The sequence below is a fragment of the Serratia sp. HRI genome (genome assembly GCF_010119335.3).
GTDB lineage: Bacteria > Pseudomonadota > Gammaproteobacteria > Enterobacterales > Enterobacteriaceae > Serratia > Serratia nevei.
This window is the reverse complement of sequence record NZ_CP083690.1, coordinates 1,231,748-1,248,660: the sequence shown is the minus strand read 5'-3', so window position 1 is coordinate 1,248,660 and position 16,913 is coordinate 1,231,748. Positions and strand designations below refer to the sequence as shown.

At 61.3% G+C, this 16,913-nt stretch carries 16 protein-coding genes and 1 riboswitch; of the genes, 8 read left to right on the top strand and 8 right to left on the bottom strand.

What is annotated here, in order from left to right:
* Positions 1 to 5 precede the first annotated feature (5 nt).
* Positions 6 to 1,640 (bottom strand): hypothetical protein, encoded by a 1,635-nt coding sequence (locus tag GF111_RS06070; protein WP_055316121.1) that lies wholly within the window; start codon positions 1,638 to 1,640, stop codon positions 6 to 8.
* 129 nt (positions 1,641 to 1,769) lie between these two features.
* Positions 1,770 to 2,480, bottom strand: a complete 711-nt coding sequence (locus tag GF111_RS06065; protein ID WP_041033958.1) for an ATP-binding cassette domain-containing protein — start codon at positions 2,478 to 2,480, stop codon at positions 1,770 to 1,772.
* A gap of 1,107 nt (positions 2,481 to 3,587) precedes the next feature.
* Between GF111_RS06065 and uvrB the strand changes: the two genes are divergently transcribed.
* Both uvrB and GF111_RS06055 read left to right on the top strand, forming a co-directional pair.
* Positions 3,588 to 5,594, top strand: a complete 2,007-nt coding sequence (gene uvrB, locus GF111_RS06060; protein ID WP_080490949.1) for an excinuclease ABC subunit UvrB — start codon at positions 3,588 to 3,590, stop codon at positions 5,592 to 5,594.
* Positions 5,595 to 5,694: 100 nt separating this feature from the next.
* Positions 5,695 to 5,961 (top strand): VF530 family DNA-binding protein, encoded by a 267-nt coding sequence (locus GF111_RS06055; RefSeq protein ID WP_004939783.1) that lies wholly within the window; start codon positions 5,695 to 5,697, stop codon positions 5,959 to 5,961.
* A 6-nt stretch (positions 5,962 to 5,967) separates the two neighbouring features.
* On the opposite strand, the gene yvcK is transcribed toward GF111_RS06055, so the two are convergent.
* Positions 5,968 to 6,885, bottom strand: coding sequence for a uridine diphosphate-N-acetylglucosamine-binding protein YvcK (gene yvcK, locus GF111_RS06050; RefSeq protein ID WP_110597301.1), 918 nt, complete (start codon positions 6,883 to 6,885; stop codon positions 5,968 to 5,970).
* Between the two features lie 259 nt (positions 6,886 to 7,144).
* Positions 7,145 to 7,289: riboswitch (molybdenum cofactor riboswitch) on the top strand.
* Between yvcK and moaA the strand changes: the two genes are divergently transcribed.
* The 6 genes from moaA (at position 7,276) to GF111_RS06020 (ending at position 10,961) form a co-directional block, all read left to right on the top strand.
* Entirely contained in the window at positions 7,276 to 8,262 is a 987-nt protein-coding gene (gene moaA, locus GF111_RS06045) for a GTP 3',8-cyclase MoaA (protein ID WP_047728407.1), read from the top strand. (Overlaps the previous riboswitch by 14 nt.)
* 147 nt (positions 8,263 to 8,409) lie before the next feature.
* Positions 8,410 to 8,925 carry a molybdenum cofactor biosynthesis protein B gene (gene moaB / locus GF111_RS06040; protein ID WP_047728404.1) on the top strand — a complete coding sequence of 172 codons (516 nt, stop codon included), beginning with the start codon at positions 8,410 to 8,412 and terminating at the stop codon, positions 8,923 to 8,925.
* 3 nt (positions 8,926 to 8,928) lie between these two features.
* The gene (moaC, locus tag GF111_RS06035) at positions 8,929 to 9,408 is read left to right on the top strand and encodes a cyclic pyranopterin monophosphate synthase MoaC (RefSeq protein ID WP_038870915.1); all 480 of its coding nucleotides are present in this window, start codon (positions 8,929 to 8,931) and stop codon (positions 9,406 to 9,408) included.
* A complete protein-coding gene (gene moaD / locus GF111_RS06030; protein ID WP_019453985.1) occupies positions 9,405 to 9,650 on the top strand; it encodes a molybdopterin synthase sulfur carrier subunit in 246 nt (81 codons plus the stop codon). Before moaC ends, moaD begins: the two co-directional genes overlap by 4 nt.
* Before the next feature lie 2 nt (positions 9,651 to 9,652).
* The gene (gene moaE, locus GF111_RS06025; RefSeq protein WP_048232979.1) at positions 9,653 to 10,120 is read left to right on the top strand and encodes a molybdopterin synthase catalytic subunit MoaE; all 468 of its coding nucleotides are present in this window, start codon (positions 9,653 to 9,655) and stop codon (positions 10,118 to 10,120) included.
* 130 nt (positions 10,121 to 10,250) lie between these two features.
* Positions 10,251 to 10,961, top strand: coding sequence for a Bax inhibitor-1/YccA family protein (locus GF111_RS06020; RefSeq protein WP_033637508.1), 711 nt, complete (start codon positions 10,251 to 10,253; stop codon positions 10,959 to 10,961).
* A gap of 75 nt (positions 10,962 to 11,036) precedes the next feature.
* Here the strand turns inward: GF111_RS06020 and GF111_RS06015 are convergent, their stop codons facing one another.
* The 5 genes from GF111_RS06015 to cecR are packed head-to-tail and all read right to left on the bottom strand — an operon-like array spanning position 11,037 to position 16,755.
* Complete coding sequence (locus GF111_RS06015; RefSeq protein WP_047568816.1) at positions 11,037 to 12,143, bottom strand: ABC transporter permease; 1,107 nt, start codon at positions 12,141 to 12,143, stop codon at positions 11,037 to 11,039.
* A 12-nt stretch (positions 12,144 to 12,155) separates the two neighbouring features.
* The gene (locus GF111_RS06010) at positions 12,156 to 13,310 is read right to left on the bottom strand and encodes an ABC transporter permease (RefSeq protein WP_048232980.1); all 1,155 of its coding nucleotides are present in this window, start codon (positions 13,308 to 13,310) and stop codon (positions 12,156 to 12,158) included.
* Positions 13,307 to 15,043, bottom strand: a complete 1,737-nt coding sequence (locus tag GF111_RS06005) for an ATP-binding cassette domain-containing protein (RefSeq protein WP_147191264.1) — start codon at positions 15,041 to 15,043, stop codon at positions 13,307 to 13,309. The genes GF111_RS06010 and GF111_RS06005 overlap by 4 nt, the downstream gene beginning before the upstream one ends.
* Before the next feature lie 8 nt (positions 15,044 to 15,051).
* Positions 15,052 to 16,038: a secretion protein HlyD gene (gene hlyD / locus GF111_RS06000; RefSeq protein WP_055312576.1), complete on the bottom strand. Its 987-nt coding sequence runs from the start codon at positions 16,036 to 16,038 to the stop codon at positions 15,052 to 15,054.
* A gap of 18 nt (positions 16,039 to 16,056) precedes the next feature.
* Positions 16,057 to 16,755 carry a transcriptional regulator CecR gene (gene cecR, locus GF111_RS05995; protein WP_110593403.1) on the bottom strand — a complete coding sequence of 233 codons (699 nt, stop codon included), beginning with the start codon at positions 16,753 to 16,755 and terminating at the stop codon, positions 16,057 to 16,059.
* Positions 16,756 to 16,913 lie beyond the last annotated feature (158 nt).

Below are 16,913 nucleotides of genomic sequence, written 5' to 3'. Positions count from 1 at the left end.
GGCTTTTACATGGCGGTAATGCAGGCGTTATCGAGATAAAGCACGCCATTTTTCGCCAGGGCAAACAGGTTGAACGTCAGGATGACATGGGTCGCCCAGACCGGGACTTTTCGCCGATTGGCGTTGAAACGATATTCGGCGTACTCGGTGTAAGCATCGGCTTTCATGACGGCATCCCAGGCTGCCGGCGCGGCTTTGGCGACGATCGAGATGCCGTTGTCCGCATGCTCCTGAATACAGGCGTACTGTAGCGTCGCAAACAGATTGCCGGTGCCGCCGTTGACCGTTTTCAGGGTAAAACAGGCACCCAGCTGTTCATATTGCGCGACGGGCACGCTCACTCTCACCCCGGCGTTGGTATTGGCGTTGCCCAATTTGCTCACTTTCAGGGCGTTGCCGCCGCCGATGCCCGCGCCGGCTTCGATACCGATAGTCACCGCGTCTGAGGTAAAGGGATCGTCGATCGTGCCGCCGGTCACTTCCCAGCCGAACGGTTTGGCGAAAAAGGCGAAATCGCCGTCTTTGAGTTTGTTATTCACGGCGCCGACCAGCGTCTGGATCCCGGCGCCACCCCCACCGCCATCCAGTCGGCTATTGGCGATGACAAAGTCACCGGTACCGCTGAAATAGCGACCGCTGGCGGTTCTTACGCCATAGAACTTCACGCTGTCGACGATAATCCCGCTACTGCCGGTCTCGGCATAAAACAGCGACGCTTGCGCCAGTCGGCCGCCGGCGACGATGATTTCGCCGCCGTGAATCAACAGCGATGCGTTTTGATTGGCGCTGCAGCGGAAGGGGATATCCGTGAGCGGGCTATTGCCGTTGTTGAATTCCATATGGCAGCCATGCAGCTCAATGCTACCAGCTTCGACGTAGGCTATCGAACCTGCATAGTCGATCGAGGTGCCGAACAGGCGGAAGGCGCCGTTGGGGTTGGCGTTGCGAACGGCCAACCCCTGGGAATTGCCGAGGGTGCCGCCGAAGAAGTTGATACCTTCACCGAAGTTTTGGGCTCCGCTGCTCGTTGAGGGCATATGCAGACTTTCAAAACAGCGGATGACTTCACAAGCATAGTGGTGGGCGATATAGGCATTGGTGCCATAATACAGGCCGTAGTAGAAGCCGGAAACATAGACGTTATTGACCGAGAAGTTGCCCAGCGGCCCTTCAGGCGAATGGAAACGGATACCATCGGTGTAGTTGTATTCGGTCGGGGTTTCATCCTTGCCTTTGTTAATTTTGGCGCCAATGCCTTTGACGGTGAAATCTTTTAAGATCGGCGCCGGTCGAATAGGAACGTTGTTATCCAGTGCGCCGCTGCTGGTATAGCAACGCAGGAAATAGTTATGGTCGCTTTCCGTGCCGTTGGGGATGATGGCGTTGATGCTGACGCCGTTGCCGTCAAGATAAACGAAGCCGACATTGATATCGGTTTTCGGCGCGGTCCAGGTGGCAAAAGGCGCGGCGAATCTGACGATCGTCGGGCGTTTTAACGTGTTGATGATGAAATCCTGCGCACTGACCAGTTCATCACGTGAGCTGACATAAATACCTTCGACATTGAGTCGTTCCTGCAGGCTCCAGTTTTTGTTGCGCAAATCCGCGTATTGAATAAATGCCGCGTTGTTGTCTGTCATGCTTACATCCCTCGATATTATGGTGTCGGTGTGACCCCTATCGAGTATGAAAAGACGGCGGGCCCATGCCTATTGGGCGCAGACCGGCCGTGACTGATACAACAGCAACCTAATCGCTAACCTGAACGCTCACTCTGCCAGCCCGGCGCCGATCAACGCCTCATCCAGCTGCGCCAGCGCGCCGTGCGCCACCGTGCGCCCGCTGTCCAACAGGCAAAAACGGTCCGCCACCCGGCGCACGAACGGCAGCTGATGCTCCACCAGTAAAATGGTCATGCCCAATTCGCGGTTGAGTCGGCGGATCACGTTGCCGATATCGGCGGCGATCGAGGGGGGGACGCCCGCCGTCGGTTCGTCGAGGATCAGCAGCGCCGGCTCCTGGGCCAGCGCCCGACCAATCGCCAGCTGGCGTTGGGCGCCCACGCAAAGATCGCCGGCGCGGCGTGCCCGCATCTGGCGCAAATGGGGAAACAGGCTGTAGATCAGCGGCGGAATGCGGCGAGGGGCGCCGCGCCCGGCCATTTGTGCCACCTGCAGATTCTCCTCCACGCTCAGCTGCGAGAAGAGCTGCCGCCCCTGGGGCACGTGGCTGATGCCCAGCGCGGCGCGGCGCTCCATCGGCTGCAGCAACAGGTTTTGCGGCGGCTGATCCGCCGGCTGCCAGGTCATGCTGCCGCTCACCACCGGCACATGCCCCATAATGCAGTTGACCAGCGTGGTCTTGCCCACGCCGTTGCGGCCGAGCAGCACGGTGCACTGGCCGCGCGGCAGCTCCAGGTTGATGTCCCACAGGGTGTGGTTCTGCCCGTAAAATTGATTGACCGATCTCAGGCTCAGCATTTGGCATTCTCCTCATAGACGCCCGTTTCACTCGTTGGCGGGGGACTGCAAAGGCCGCATGCGCGGCGGATTTCCCGAGTGTGGCAATGTCTGGAACAAAATGCCGTCCGTCCGATGAGCCAGAGCAAGGTCTGCGGTGGACGGAATGACAGTCAATATGTCGTTAAAAACGACGCTTGTGACGACTTGGTGTCGTTCTTGCGCTTTTACGGGCGATAGCACCGCGGAGATTACGCGTCGCGACAGGCAGCGCATCATGTTGCCGCACCGCGTTTATACGCAGGAAGATAAAGCAACTCTCAGGCCAGTTTTGCCGCCGGGTGAAAACGGGGGTTGTTATCACCTTGTTAACCACACGTCAGGCCTGACACGCGCTGCCGTGGCGGCCCGAAAATACGCGGGGAAGTTAACCCGGACGTTTTTTGCACTCTTGTGGTGCTCTTTGGTCAGGGCATGGTGCAAGGCGTTGCGCTGCCGTCAAGCGCGATCCGCGTGAAAGGGGCCAATGCGATTTTGGCAATGGGGATTTTTAGTATTAATCGGCATAAACAAAGCGATATTTTTATGAAAAAATAACTAAAAAAGGCATTTTGGCGAGTGTAAAGGGCGAAAAGCTTTCTTTCTGTAACTCCCGCCCCGGGCGGGGCGGTGAGAGTTATCCACTATTCCTGTGGATAACCTTGTGTATTAGATTTAGAAAAACGCTGTAAAGCGAGAGCCGACGCGGGTTCTGTTCGCTTTGTCCGCATTCTCGTCTTTTTATTAATATTATTAAATATCAATAATTTAATTAAAATCAAGACACGGGGGTATTGATCAGGCCTCTATGTATGATTTTTCGACGCCGTGCTATCAATAAGTTAATTCGCGGCAAGTTCTGGGGATAAATCTGTTATTGACAATAAAAATGTCACCGGGCTGTAACGCCACGGTGCAGCGGCGTTGCTGCGGCGTCGATCCCGGTGACGAATCCGCTTGAAGCTGGTTTTATATCCAGTATCATGGGCACTGGCGCAAATCGCCGACACTTTCCATAATTAGGGGCCATGCCCGGCGCAGAGCCGGCTGGCCGCCTGAGCGCGCGCATCTCCACAGGGTAGCCGAGCAATGAGTAAACTTTTCAAACTGCATTCAGAGTTCAAACCGGCCGGCGATCAGCCTGAAGCCATCCGCAAGCTGGAAGAGGGGCTGGAAGACGGCCTGGCGCACCAGACGCTGCTGGGGGTCACCGGTTCGGGCAAGACATTCACCATCGCCAACGTGATAGCCGATCTGAATCGGCCGACCATGGTGCTGGCGCCGAACAAGACGCTGGCGGCGCAGCTGTACGGCGAGATGAAAGAGTTTTTCCCGGAGAATGCGGTGGAATATTTCGTCTCCTACTACGACTACTACCAGCCTGAAGCCTATGTGCCCAGCTCCGACACCTTCATTGAAAAAGACGCTTCGGTGAACGAGCACATCGAGCAGATGCGTCTTTCTGCCACCAAGGCGCTGCTGGAACGGCGCGACGTGGTGGTGGTGGCGTCGGTGTCGGCGATCTACGGCCTGGGCGATCCGGATCTTTACCTGAAGATGATGCTGCACCTGACCCAGGGCATGATCATCGATCAACGATCCATTTTGCGCCGGCTGGCGGAGCTGCAGTATTCCCGCAACGATCAGGCCTTCCAGCGCGCTACCTTCCGCGTGCGCGGCGAGGTGATCGACATTTACCCGGCGGAGTCGGACGAGCTGGCGCTGCGCGTCGAGCTGTTCGACGACGAAGTGGAACGGCTGTCGCTGTTCGATCCGCTGACCGGGCAGATCGAGCAGGTGGTGCCGCGTTTTACCATCTACCCGAAATCGCACTACGTGACGCCGCGCGAGCGGATCATGCAGGCGATGGAAGAGATCAAGGTCGATCTGGCGGACCGCCGCAAGGTGCTGTTGGCCAACAACAAGCTGTTGGAAGAGCAGCGCCTGACGCAGCGTACCCAGTTCGATCTGGAGATGATGAACGAGCTGGGTTACTGCTCGGGCATCGAAAACTACTCGCGCTACCTGTCCGGGCGCGCCGAGGGCGAGCCGCCGCCGACGCTGTTCGACTACCTGCCGGCGGACGGCCTGCTGGTGGTCGACGAATCCCACGTCACCATTCCGCAGATCGGCGCGATGTTCAAGGGCGACCGCGCGCGTAAAGAAACGCTGGTGGAGTACGGCTTCCGCCTGCCGTCGGCGCTGGATAACCGCCCCTTGCGCTTCGAGGAGTTCGAGGCGTTGGCGCCGCAGACCATTTATGTCTCCGCGACGCCGGGCAAATATGAGCTGGAGAAATCCGGCGGCGATCTGATCGATCAGGTGGTGCGGCCGACCGGGCTGTTGGATCCGATCGTGGAGGTGCGGCCGGTCGCCACCCAGGTGGACGATCTGCTCTCCGAGATCCGCAAGCGCGCGGCGATCAACGAGCGCGTGCTGGTGACCACCCTGACCAAACGCATGGCGGAAGACCTGACCGAATACCTGGAGGAGCATGGCGAGCGCGTGCGCTACCTGCACTCGGACATCGATACCGTGGAACGGGTCGAAATCATCCGTGACCTGCGTCTGGGCGAGTTCGACGTGCTGGTGGGCATCAACCTGTTGCGTGAGGGGCTCGACATGCCTGAGGTGTCGCTGGTGGCGATTCTGGACGCCGACAAGGAAGGCTTCCTGCGTTCCGAGCGTTCGCTGATCCAGACCATCGGCCGCGCGGCGCGTAACCTGAACGGCAAGGCGATCCTGTATGGCGATCGCATCACCGATTCGATGGCCAAGGCGATCGGTGAAACCGAGCGGCGCCGCGCCAAGCAGCAGGCCTACAACGAAGCCAACGGCATCGTGCCGCAGGGGCTGAACAAGAAGATCGGCGATATTCTGCAGATCGGCCAGCCGGTCAACCGCGCCAAGAACAAAGGCAAGGCGCTGGACGGCGGCGCGCCGCTTCAGAACCTCACGCCGAAAGCGCTGGATCAGAAAATCCGCGATCTGGAGGCGCAAATGTACACCCACGCGCAAAACCTGGAGTTCGAACAGGCCGCTGCGCTGCGCGACGAGATCCACCAGCTGCGCGAGCAGTTCATCGCGATTTCCTGACCGTTGGATGGCGCCCGCGCTGCGGGCGTCAAAATTCCTTGTCGGCGGCGCCAAAGCTGTTATGGTGTGCGGCCCGATTTGACCACGAAGAGTACCGAACATGAGCCAACACCAGTCCAAAGACCCGCTGCACGGCGTGACGCTGGAGCAACTGCTGAATAAACTGGTGGATCACTACGGTTGGTCCGAGCTGGGCGCGCGCATTCGCATCAACTGCTTCCGCAGCGATCCGAGCATCAAGTCCAGCCTGAAGTTTTTGCGTCGCACGCCCTGGGCGCGCAAAGAGGTGGAAGACCTGTATATCGATATGGTCAGCCATCCCGCCCCAGCCAGCGATAATCCCTGGCTGCGTGGGCGAGACGGTTAAATTCGATCAGCGGCGATCGGCCAGCGCCACCAGCGCCCGATCCAGCGCCTGGCGCAGCAGCCGGCGATCGTGTCTGTAGGGGATGTCGCTCGCTTCCAGCGGCTGTTGAATCACCACCCGATCTTGCACTTCACTGGCGTCCACCGCCGGGCCGACGATCAGCGCATCGATCATCCGGCGGCCAATCTTCTCTTCCATCAGCGTCAGCTTATCCTGTAGCGACAGCGCCGCGGCGGCCACGCTCAGCTCGCGACCGAGGTTGCCGATATAGATCATGCTGGCGCTGCTGCGGCGCAGTGCCTGGGTCAGATCGTCCAGCAGCAGCAGTGGCATCAGGCTGGTGAGGAAACTGCCCGGCCCGATCAGGATCACGTCGGCCTGCGCGATGGCGTCCAGCGCTTCGCGCGTGGCGCTGACCGGCGGTGACAGCATCAGTTCCTGGGGCATATGGGCCAGCTGGTCGACATTCACTTCACCGTAAACGTGATTGCCTTCGTGATCGTGCGCCATCAAATCCACCGGCTGTTCCGACATCGGGATCAGCGCCGCGTCCACCTTCAGCAGGCTGCGCACCAGGTTGATCGCTTCCAGCGGGCGCACGCTCAGGTGATCCAGCGCTTTCAGCATCAGGTTGCCGAGGTTGTGGCCGGCCAGTTCGCCGTTGCCGCTGAAGCGGTATTCGAACATCGCCGAGGCGACGCTCGGTTCGGTGATCAGCTGGTTGAGACAGTTACGGGTATCGCCCCAGGCAATGCCGCCTTCCGAACGGCGGATACGGCCGGTGGAACCGCCGTTGTCGGTGGTGGTGACGATGCCGGTCAGGCGGGAACCTAAGGACGACAGGGCCGACATCACACGGCCCAGGCCGTGTCCGCCGCCTAACGCCACCACGCGGTCGAGATCGGCCAGGGTACGATTACGCATAAATTTCCTTACAAAGGGGCTGAACTGCCCGCATAAGGTAGCGGATCCGGCATAAAAACGCGATAAGAGTGTCATTTGCGTGATTCCGGTCAATTCGTCCGCGCAAGTGATGTTTATCATGGTTTACCAGAATACGCGGCGTCTAAAAACGCTGTATAGACAATTATATATCGAATTTACGCGTTGGCTATCGTTGCCGATTAGCGCTAGAATTCTGCTGAAAACCACGGTTTCGTTCCGGCTACTCAAGGTAGCGGGAAGAGAAATCAAACTCCTAGCCCCTGCGCCTACGTTGTTCATCAGGAACGATATGGCGCCTGGGCCGTGGCGAAGTCAGCCACCAGGGTGCAGAGGGGAAACGCTCGCATCTCCCGACTTTGGAAAGGTGTTATGGTGCCGCAACTCATTGATGCTTATGAGCGCAAGTTCTATTACCTGCGCTTGTCGATCACCGACGTGTGCAACTTTCGTTGCACCTATTGTCTGCCCGACGGCTACAAGCCGAGCGGCAGCCCGAAAAGCTTCCTGTCGCTGGATGAAATCCGCCGCGTCAGCCGCGCGTTCGCCGAACTGGGCACCGAAAAGGTGCGTCTGACCGGCGGCGAGCCTTCGCTGCGCCGCGATTTTACCGAGATCATCGCCGCCGTGCGGGAAAACCCGGCCATCCGTACTCTGGCTGTCACCACCAACGGCTACCGTCTGGCGCGCGACGTCGCCGCCTGGCGTGATGCCGGTCTGACGGCGATTAACGTCAGCGTCGACAGCCTGGATCCCCGTCAGTTTCACGCCATCACCGGTCAGGACAAGTTCCGCCAGGTGATGGACGGCATCGACGCCGCCTTCAGCGCCGGTTTCAGCAAGGTTAAGGTCAACGCGGTGCTGATGCGCGACGTTAACCACCAGCAGCTCGGCGCCTTTCTCGCCTGGATCAAAGACCGGCCGATCCAGCTGCGTTTTATCGAACTGATGGAAACCGGCGAGGGCGGCGAGCTGTTTCGCAAACACCACGTTTCCGGCGAAGTGATTCGCCGGCAGCTGGAGCAGCAGGGCTGGCAGCGCCAGGCGCGCGGCCGCAGCGACGGCCCGGCGCAGGTGTTCAGCCACCCGGACTACCAGGGTGAGGTGGGGCTTATCATGCCGTATGAGAAAGACTTCTGCGCCAGCTGCAACCGGCTGCGCGTTTCTTCCATCGGCAATCTGCACCTGTGCCTGTTCGGTGAGCAGGGGGTGCCCCTGCGCGATCTGCTGGCAGAGGACGGCCAGCTCGACGCGCTGAAGGCGCGCATCCAGAGCGGGCTGCTGAGCAAGAAGCAGACCCATTTCCTGCATCAGGGTAACAGCGGGATCACCCAGAACCTGTCGTTTATCGGCGGCTGATACCCACATATTTCAAACCGCAGCGTTGTTGGCTGCGTGCGCTCACCCCAGTCACTTACCGGAGTAAGCTCCTGGGGATTTACGCACTGGCCGCCTGGCTGCAACTTGAAATCTGTTGGGTATCTCAGAATAGGAGCTTATTGAACCATGAGCCATGCGAGCAGCGAGTTTATTCCGGCGCATATCGCCATCCTGACCGTGTCCGACAGCCGCGGTGCGGCGGAAGACACCTCCGGCCAATATCTGCAGGAAGCGGTGCAGGAAGCCGGCCATCAGGTGGTGGATCGCGCCATCGTCAAAGATGATATTTACCAGATCCGCGCGCGGGTTTCCGCCTGGATCGCCGATGACAACGTGCAGGCGGTGCTGATCACCGGCGGCACCGGTTTTACCGCCCGCGACAACACGCCGGAAGCGCTGCTGCCGCTGTTCGACAGAGAGGTGGAAGGGTTCGGCGAACTGTTCCGCATGGTGTCGTACGAAGAGATCGGCACCGCGACGATCCAGTCGCGCGCGCTGGCCGGCCTGGCCAACCGCACGGTGATCTTCGCCATGCCGGGCTCCACCCGCGCCTGCCGCACCGCCTGGGAGCGGATTATCGAAGAGCAGTTGGACGCGCGTCATCGCCCGTGCAACTTCCAGCCCCATTTGAAGAAGCCCTGAGTCATGACACAGCTAACCCACATTAACGCCGCCGGCGAAGCCCATATGGTTGACGTGTCCGCCAAGGCCGACACGGTGCGCGAGGCGCGCGCCGAAGCCTTCGTCGAGATGCTGCCCGCCACGCTGGCGATGATCGTCGACGGCAGCCATCACAAGGGCGACGTGTTCGCCACGGCGCGCATCGCAGGCATTCAGGCGGCCAAACGCACCTGGGAGCTGATCCCGCTGTGCCACCCGCTGATGCTGAGCAAGGTCGAAGTGCAGCTGGAGGCGCAAACGCAGCACAGCCGGGTGCGCATCGAAACCTGCTGCCGGCTGACCGGCAAAACCGGCGTCGAGATGGAGGCGCTGACCGCCGCCTCGGTGGCGGCATTGACCATCTATGACATGTGCAAAGCGGTACAGAAAGACATGGTGATCGGCCCGGTGCGCCTGCTGGCGAAAAGCGGCGGCAAATCCGGCGATTTTAAGGTGAACGTATGATCGATATTCTTTTCTTCGCGCAGGTGCGCGAACTGGTGGGCACCGGCGGCCTGTCGATGCCGGCGGATTACCCGACCGTCGAGGCGCTGCGCCAGGCGCTGTGTGCGCGCGGCGATCGCTGGGCGCTGGCGCTGGAGTCCGGCAAGCTGTTGGCGGCGGTCAATCAGTCGCTGGTGGCGGCGGACCATCCGCTGCGCGCCGGCGATGAAGTGGCCTTCTTCCCGCCGGTCACCGGGGGATAAGCATGGAAAATACCCGCATTCGCGTGGGCGAGGCGCCGTTCAACGTCGGCGACGAGTACCAGTGGCTGGCGCAGTGCGACGCCGATGGCGCGGTAGTGACCTTCACCGGCAAGGTGCGCAACCATAATCTGGGTGACGACGTCAGCGCGCTGACGCTGGAACACTACCCCGGCATGACCGAGAAGGCGCTGGCGGAGATCGTGGTCGAGGCGCGCAGCCGTTGGCCGCTGCAGCGGGTGACGGTGATCCACCGCGTCGGTGCTCTGTATCCCGGCGACGAGATCGTGTTCGTCGGCGTGACCGGCGCGCACCGCAGCATGGCGTTCGCCGCCAGCGAGTTCATCATGGACTACCTGAAGACCCGCGCGCCGTTCTGGAAGCGCGAAGCCACCGGCCAGGGCGATCGTTGGGTAGACGCCCGCGACAGCGATCGCGAGGCCGCGCAGCGCTGGCACGACGCGGCTAAATAACGCGTCAACAGCGGAAACAAATCAAGACCTTTGCCGCTTTCGCCCGGCATATTCTGTGGTACGCTTATAGCAGGCGAAGCCCCGTTCGCGGGGCTTCGGAATCTTGTTTACAACGCAAAAGGTAACCGTCATGGACCGATATCCACGCTCTAATGGTTCAATCGTCGAACGTGCCAACAGCGGCATTCAGGCCTACATGGCGCAGGTTTACGGCTGGATGACCTGCGGTCTGCTGCTGACGGCGTTCGTTTCCTGGTATGCGGCCAACACGCCCGCGATCCTCAACTTCATCTTCTCCAGCCAGATCACCTTCTTTGGCCTGATCATCGCCCAACTGGCGCTGGTGTTCGTGATTTCCGGCATGGTCAACCGCCTGAGCGGCGCGGTGGCCACTTCGCTGTTCATGCTGTACTCGGCGCTGACCGGGCTGACGCTGTCGAGCATCTTCATCGCCTACACCTACAGCTCGATCGCCAGCACCTTCGTGGTCACCGCCGGCATGTTCGGCGCCATGAGCCTGTACGGTTACACCACCAAGCGCGATCTGAGCGGCTTCGGCAGCATGCTGTTCATGGCGCTGATCGGCATCGTGCTGGCCTCGCTGGTGAACATCTGGCTGAAAAGCACCGCGCTGATGTGGGCGATTACCTACATCGGAGTGGTGGTGTTCGTCGGCCTGACCGCGTACGACACGCAAAAACTCAAGGCGATGGGCGAGCAGCTGAACGCTGATGATAAAGACAGCTTCCGCAAGTACGCCATCGTCGGCGCGTTGACGCTGTATCTCGACTTCATCAACCTGTTCCTGATGTTGCTGCGTATCTTCGGCAACCGTCGCTAAATCCGTGGCCTTTCAAGCAGTAGCTTGAAATCCACAGGACTGACCAGGCTCTGCATGTGACATGCAGAGCCTTTTTTATGCGATTTTGCGGCGGAACAGCGCGTAGGCGGCGCTGCCGGTGGTGGCGGTGATCACCAGCAGCGGCCACAGGCTGTGCCAGATGATGTCGAAGCTGGCGTCCTTCAGGTAGATCTGCTTGGTGATGTCGGTGAAGTGGCGTATCGGGTTGACCCAGGTCAGATCCTGCAACCACACCGGCATATTCTCCACCGGCGAGACGTAACCCGAGAGCAGTATCGCCGGCATCATGAACACGAACACGCCGATGAACGCCTGCTGCTGAGTGGCGCACAGCGACGAGATCAGCAGGCCGAAACCGACCAGTGACAGCCCGTAGATCAGCATGGTGGCATAGAACAGCAGCAGCGATCCGGCAAACGGGATCTGGTACAGGAAGATGCCGATCAGCAGCACGATGCTGGCCTGGAAGCTGGCGACGATCAGTGCCGGCACCGCCTTGCCGATAAAGATCTGCCAGGTGGTGAGCGGCGAGACCAGCAGCTGTTCCAGCGTGCCCTGTTCGCGTTCGCGCGCCACCGACAGCGAGGTGACGATCAGCACGCCAATGGTGGTGATCATGGCGATCAGCGACGGCACCACGAACCATTTGTAGTCCAGATTCGGGTTATACCAGTTGCGCACCACCAGCTCGCTGTTGTTGGGTTTGGCGCGGTTGCCGAGCAGCTCGTTCTGATATTCCTGCACGATCTGCTGCACGTAGTTGGCGGCGATCTGTGCGCTGTTGGAGTTGCGCCCGTCGAGCAGCAGCTGCAGCGGCGCGGTGTTGCCGGCGGCGATATCGCGTGAGAACTGCGCCGGGAAGCGGATCAGCAGCAGCGCCCGCTGGTTATCGATGGTGGTCTTTATTTCCTGCGGGCTGCGCAGCAGCAGCACGTGTTGAAAGGCCTTGGCCTTGGCGAAGCGCTGGGTCAACTCCACTGAGGCTTGGCCGCTGTCCTCGCTGTAGACCGCGATGGTGGCGTTGGTGACTTCCAGCGTCGCGGCGAACGGGAACAGCAGCACCTGCAGGATCACCGGCATGATTAAAATGGCGCGGGTTTGCGGATCGCGCAGCAGCGCCTGCATTTCCTTGATGATGAGCGTCAACAGACGATGAAACATCGCTCTTTCTCCTCAATCCAGCCGGCGCTGGGTTTTCCAGGCCGTCAGGCCGATGAACACTACGGCGGAAGCGATCAGGAACAGCAGATTGATCAGCAGCACGGTGCCGACGTTGCCCGCCAGGAACAGCGTTTGCAGCGTGCTGACGAAGTAGCGCGCCGGAATGATGTAGGTCACCGCGCGCACGATGGCCGGCATGCTGTCGATCTGGAAGATGAAGCCGGACAGCATGATCGAAGGCAGGAAGGCAGCGTTCAGCGCCACCATCGCCGCATTGAACTGATTGCGGGTGACGGTGGAGATCAGCAGGCCCATGCCGAGGGTGCTGGCGAGGAACAGGCTGCTGATCAGCAACAGGATCGGCAGGGAGCCGCGATAGGGCACGCCGAGCACCCACACCGCCACCGCCATGCACAGCGCCATGGCGGCCATGCCGAGGAAGTAATAAGGGATCAGCTTGGAAAGCAGCAGCTCGCTGCGCGTCACCTGGGTGGACAGCAGGGCCTCCATGGTGCCGCGCTCCCATTCGCGGGCGATCACCAGCGAGGTGAGAATGGCGCCGATCACCGTCATGATGATGGTGATGGCGCCGGGAATGATGTAGTGCCGGCTGATGGCCGCCGGGTTGAACCAGTAGCGCATCTGTACGTCAATCAGCGGTTTGTCGCTGTTCCCCCGATCGGTGGCGCGCTGCTGCTGCCAAATTTGCCATACGCCCTGGGCATAGCCCTGCACGAAGTTGGCGGTGTTCGGCTCGCTGCCGTCGGTGATGATCTGGATAGGGGCGCTGTCGTGCGGGCGCGCCATGCGCTGGTCGAAATCCACCGGGATCACCACCAGGCCGCGGATCGTGCCGGCCTGCATCTGCTGGATCAGCTGTTGGCGGTTGTCGCTGATGGTTGGTTCGATATAGGGCGAGCCGGCGAACGCCTGGGCCAGATCGCGCGCGTCTTCGCTCTGCTGCTCCATCAGAATGCCCAGATGCAGCTTGCTGGAGTCCAGGTTGATGCCGTAGCCGAAGATAAACAGCAGCATCAGCGGGATGACGAAGGCGATCAGGCCGCTGCTGGGATCGCGCAGTATTTGCCGCGTTTCCTTCAGGCACAGCGCGCGCAGCCGGCGCCAGGAGAAGCCGCCGTCGTCGATTGGGGTTCGGTTATCGCTCACCGTGATTCCTCCTCATCGTAACCCTGCACCAGTTCGATAAACGCCTGCTCCATCGAGGGGTTGGGATTGTCGTCGCGCGCCACCTGCTGTTTGAGATCGTCCGGCGTGCCGGCGGCGATGATCTTGCCGCGGTACACCAGGCCGATGCGGTCGCAGTACTCCGCTTCGTCCATAAAGTGGGTGGTCACCATCACCGTGACGCCCTTGTCGACCATGCCGTTGATGTGCAACCAGAACTCGCGCCGCGTCAGCGGATCGACGCCGGAAGTCGGTTCGTCGAGGAACAGGATATCCGGTTCGTGCATCAGCGCGCAGGCCAGCGCCAGGCGCTGTTTGAAGCCGAGCGGCAGCGCGTCCGGCGTCTGATCGAGGATCGGCGCGAAGTTGAAGGCGCGCGACATCTCGTCGATTTTGTCGCGCTGCGCCTTGCCGCTCAGGCCGTAGACGCCGGAGAAGAACTTCAGGTTCTGCGCCACCGTCAGGTTGCCGTACAGCGAGAATTTTTGCGCCATGTAGCCGAGGCGCTGGCGCGCCTGGCCGGAGCTGGTCTTGAGATCCATCCCCAGCACCAGCGCCTTACCGCTGGAGGGGATCAGCAGGCCGCACATCATTTTAAAGGTGGTGGACTTGCCGGCGCCGTTCGGTCCGAGCAGGCCGAAAATTTCGCCGCGCCGCACCTGAAAATCAACGTGATCGGTAGCGGCGAAGTCGCCGAATTTTTTGGTCAGCTGCACCGCTTCGATCACCGTTTCACCGCTTGCTCCGTTGACGGTCGGCATGATCTCCGCCAGCGCCGAGCGGTGGTTGGGGCCGCCGCCGAGCAGATCGATAAACGCATCCTCGAAGCGCGGATCCGCTTCGTCCAGTTCGGCGTCCGGCAGGTCCAGCGCCTGCAACAGCTGCCGGTGATCTTCGCCTTCCTTCAGGATCAGGCGCAGATACTTGCCCTGGATCACCCCGTCGGTGACCGCCGGCAGGCAGATCGCCCGCTGCAGCAGCGATCGATGGCTGCCGGGGGGCGCGGCGATCAACACCGTACGCCCGGCCATACGGCGGGTCAGCTCCTGCGGCGCGCCGCTGAACAGCAGCTCGCCCTCGTTGAGCAGCAGCACTTCGCGGCACTGCTCGGCCTCATCGAGATAGGAGGTGCTCCACAGGATCAGCATGCCGTCGTTGGCCAGCTCGTGCACCATGCGCCACAGCTCGCGGCGCGAGATCGGATCGACGCCGACGCCCGGCTCATCCAGCAACAGCACCTGAGGTTCGCCCACCAGCGTGCAGGCCAGGCCGAGCTTCTGCTTCATACCGCCCGACAGCTTGCCCGCCAGGCGCTCGGTGAAGCGGGTCAGATCGGTGAATTTCAACAGCCGCTCGAAGGTCTGGCGGCGAAGATCGCCGGTGACGCCGCGCAGATCGGCGTACAGCGTCAGGTTCTCCATCACCGTCAGATCCTCATACAGCCCGAACTTCTGCGGCATGTAGCCGAGGATCGCGTGCAGTTGACGATCCTGCGCGATCGGATCCAGCCCGGCGACCCGCAGTTTGCCGCTGCTGGGCTGCAGCAGCCCGGCCAGCATGCGCAGCAGGGTGGTTTTGCCGGCGCCGTCCGGGCCGACCAGCCCGATCACCGCGCCGCTGCGCAGGGTGGTGGTCAGGCTGGCGACCGCCGGTTTCTCAAGCGACGGGAAGCGCTTCTCCAGCCCTTCCAGCTCAATGGTGTGCGCCTGTTCCATGGCCGGCCTCAGGGTTTGGCGAAGCGCAGGGTGACCGGCATGCCCTGGCGCAGCGCGTCGTCGGCGTCGGTGACGATCACCCGCAGGCGGTACACCAGATCGGTGCGCAGATCCGGCGTTTCAACGCTTTTCGGCGTGAATTCCGCGGTCGGCGAGACGAAACCGATCTTGCCGTGGTAAGGCTTGTCGGGGCGGCCGTCGGTGTAGATCTCCAGTTCGGTGCCGGGCACCGCCTGGTTCAGGCTGGTTTCGTTGACGTAGGCGCGCACCCACACCGGCTGGGTCAGCGACAGGGTGAAGACCGTGCCGCCGGCGCCGAGCATGGTGCCCGGCTCCACCGCGCGGGTCAGCACCGTGCCGGCGGAAGGGGAGACCAGCGTGGCGTCTTGCAGGTTCAACTGCGCCTGTGCCAGCGCCGCCTCGCTCTGCGCCACGTCGGCCTTGGCCTGTTCGATTTCTTGCGGGCGGTTGCCGCTGAGGTATTGCGACAGCTTGTCTTTCGCCGCCTGCAGGTTGGCCTGCGCCTGATTGCGGGCGGTGCGCGCATCCTCCAGCGCGTCGGCGGAGGTGGCGTTTTTCGCCCACAGCCCCTGCTGGCGTTTCAGGAAGCTGTCGGCGTAGGCGAAGGCGGACTGGCGCTGCGCCATTTCCGACCGTACCTGGGCGATCTCTTCGGTGCGGTAGCCGGCCTGCAGCAGCGACAGCTTGGCGCGCGCGCTGCCGACGTTGGCTTCGGCCTGCTGCAGCGCGTTGCGGTAGGGCGCATCGTCCAGTTTGCCGAGCAGCTGGCCCGGCTGAACGGCATCGCCTTCATCCACCGTCAGCGACGCCAGGCGGCCATCGACGCGAAAGCCGAGGTTCACCGTGCGGATGTCGACGTTGCCGTACAGCGTCAGCGGCTTATCCTGCTGTTGTTGGTAATGCCATACCCCGTAAGCGGCGGCCGCGATCAGCAGAATTAACAACACGATCAAGGCACTGCGTTTTTTGTTCATAACACTCCCTGCCTGAATTTACGCGCCGTGACGTTGGCGCAGCCCGGTAACCAGAATCTCAATATGTTCGCTCAGCACCGCCGCGATTTGCACCGCTTCGTCCTCGCCAATCTCTTGCCAGCCGGCCTGACGGCGGATGGTTTCGCGCGCCACGCGGAACGACAGCACCTCGCCGATCAGCGCATGGGTATGCAGCACGAGGCGGATCGCCTGGTCGTCGATGCCGGTCGCGGCCGCCAACAGGCGGCACAGCCGCTCGTGCATCGGCGCGATCACCTGGCTGTGGATCAGCGGGTAGGCCTCGGTCGGGGCGAGCTGTTCGCGCGACATGATTTTGCTCAGGTTCAGCGTGTGCGGCTGGGTCATCAGCTCGCTGAAGGCCAGCAGGCCGCGCTGCAGCAAACGCAGCGCCGCGTCGGGTGAGCGCTGCGCGGCGGACTGTTGCCAGAAGCGATCGACCTCGTCGGCCAGCGGGGCGAACGCCTGCTGGATGAAATCGGCGAGCGACTGCGCCACGGCCAGGTACAGCCCCTCTTTGGAGCTGAAGTAATAGGTGATGGCGGCGATATTCTGGCCGGCCCGTTGGGCGATGTCGCGGGTGGTGGCGCCCTGCAGGCCGCATTCGCCGAACAGTTCGGTCGCCGCGGCGAGCAGCTGCCGGCGCGTTTGCTCGCCGCGCGCTCGGCCGGCGGCCTGATGAGGGACGGAAGCTGGCATGGGTCACGCTCGAAGTTAATCAATCATATGATTAACTTTATGCCAGATTGTTTAAAACGCAACCGCTAATCACAATGAGTTATGTGATCGGCTTCAGACAATGCTGAATTTACGGCAGATTGTGCTCTGGGTGCGTAAAAGTGCTTTTTATTGCGCGA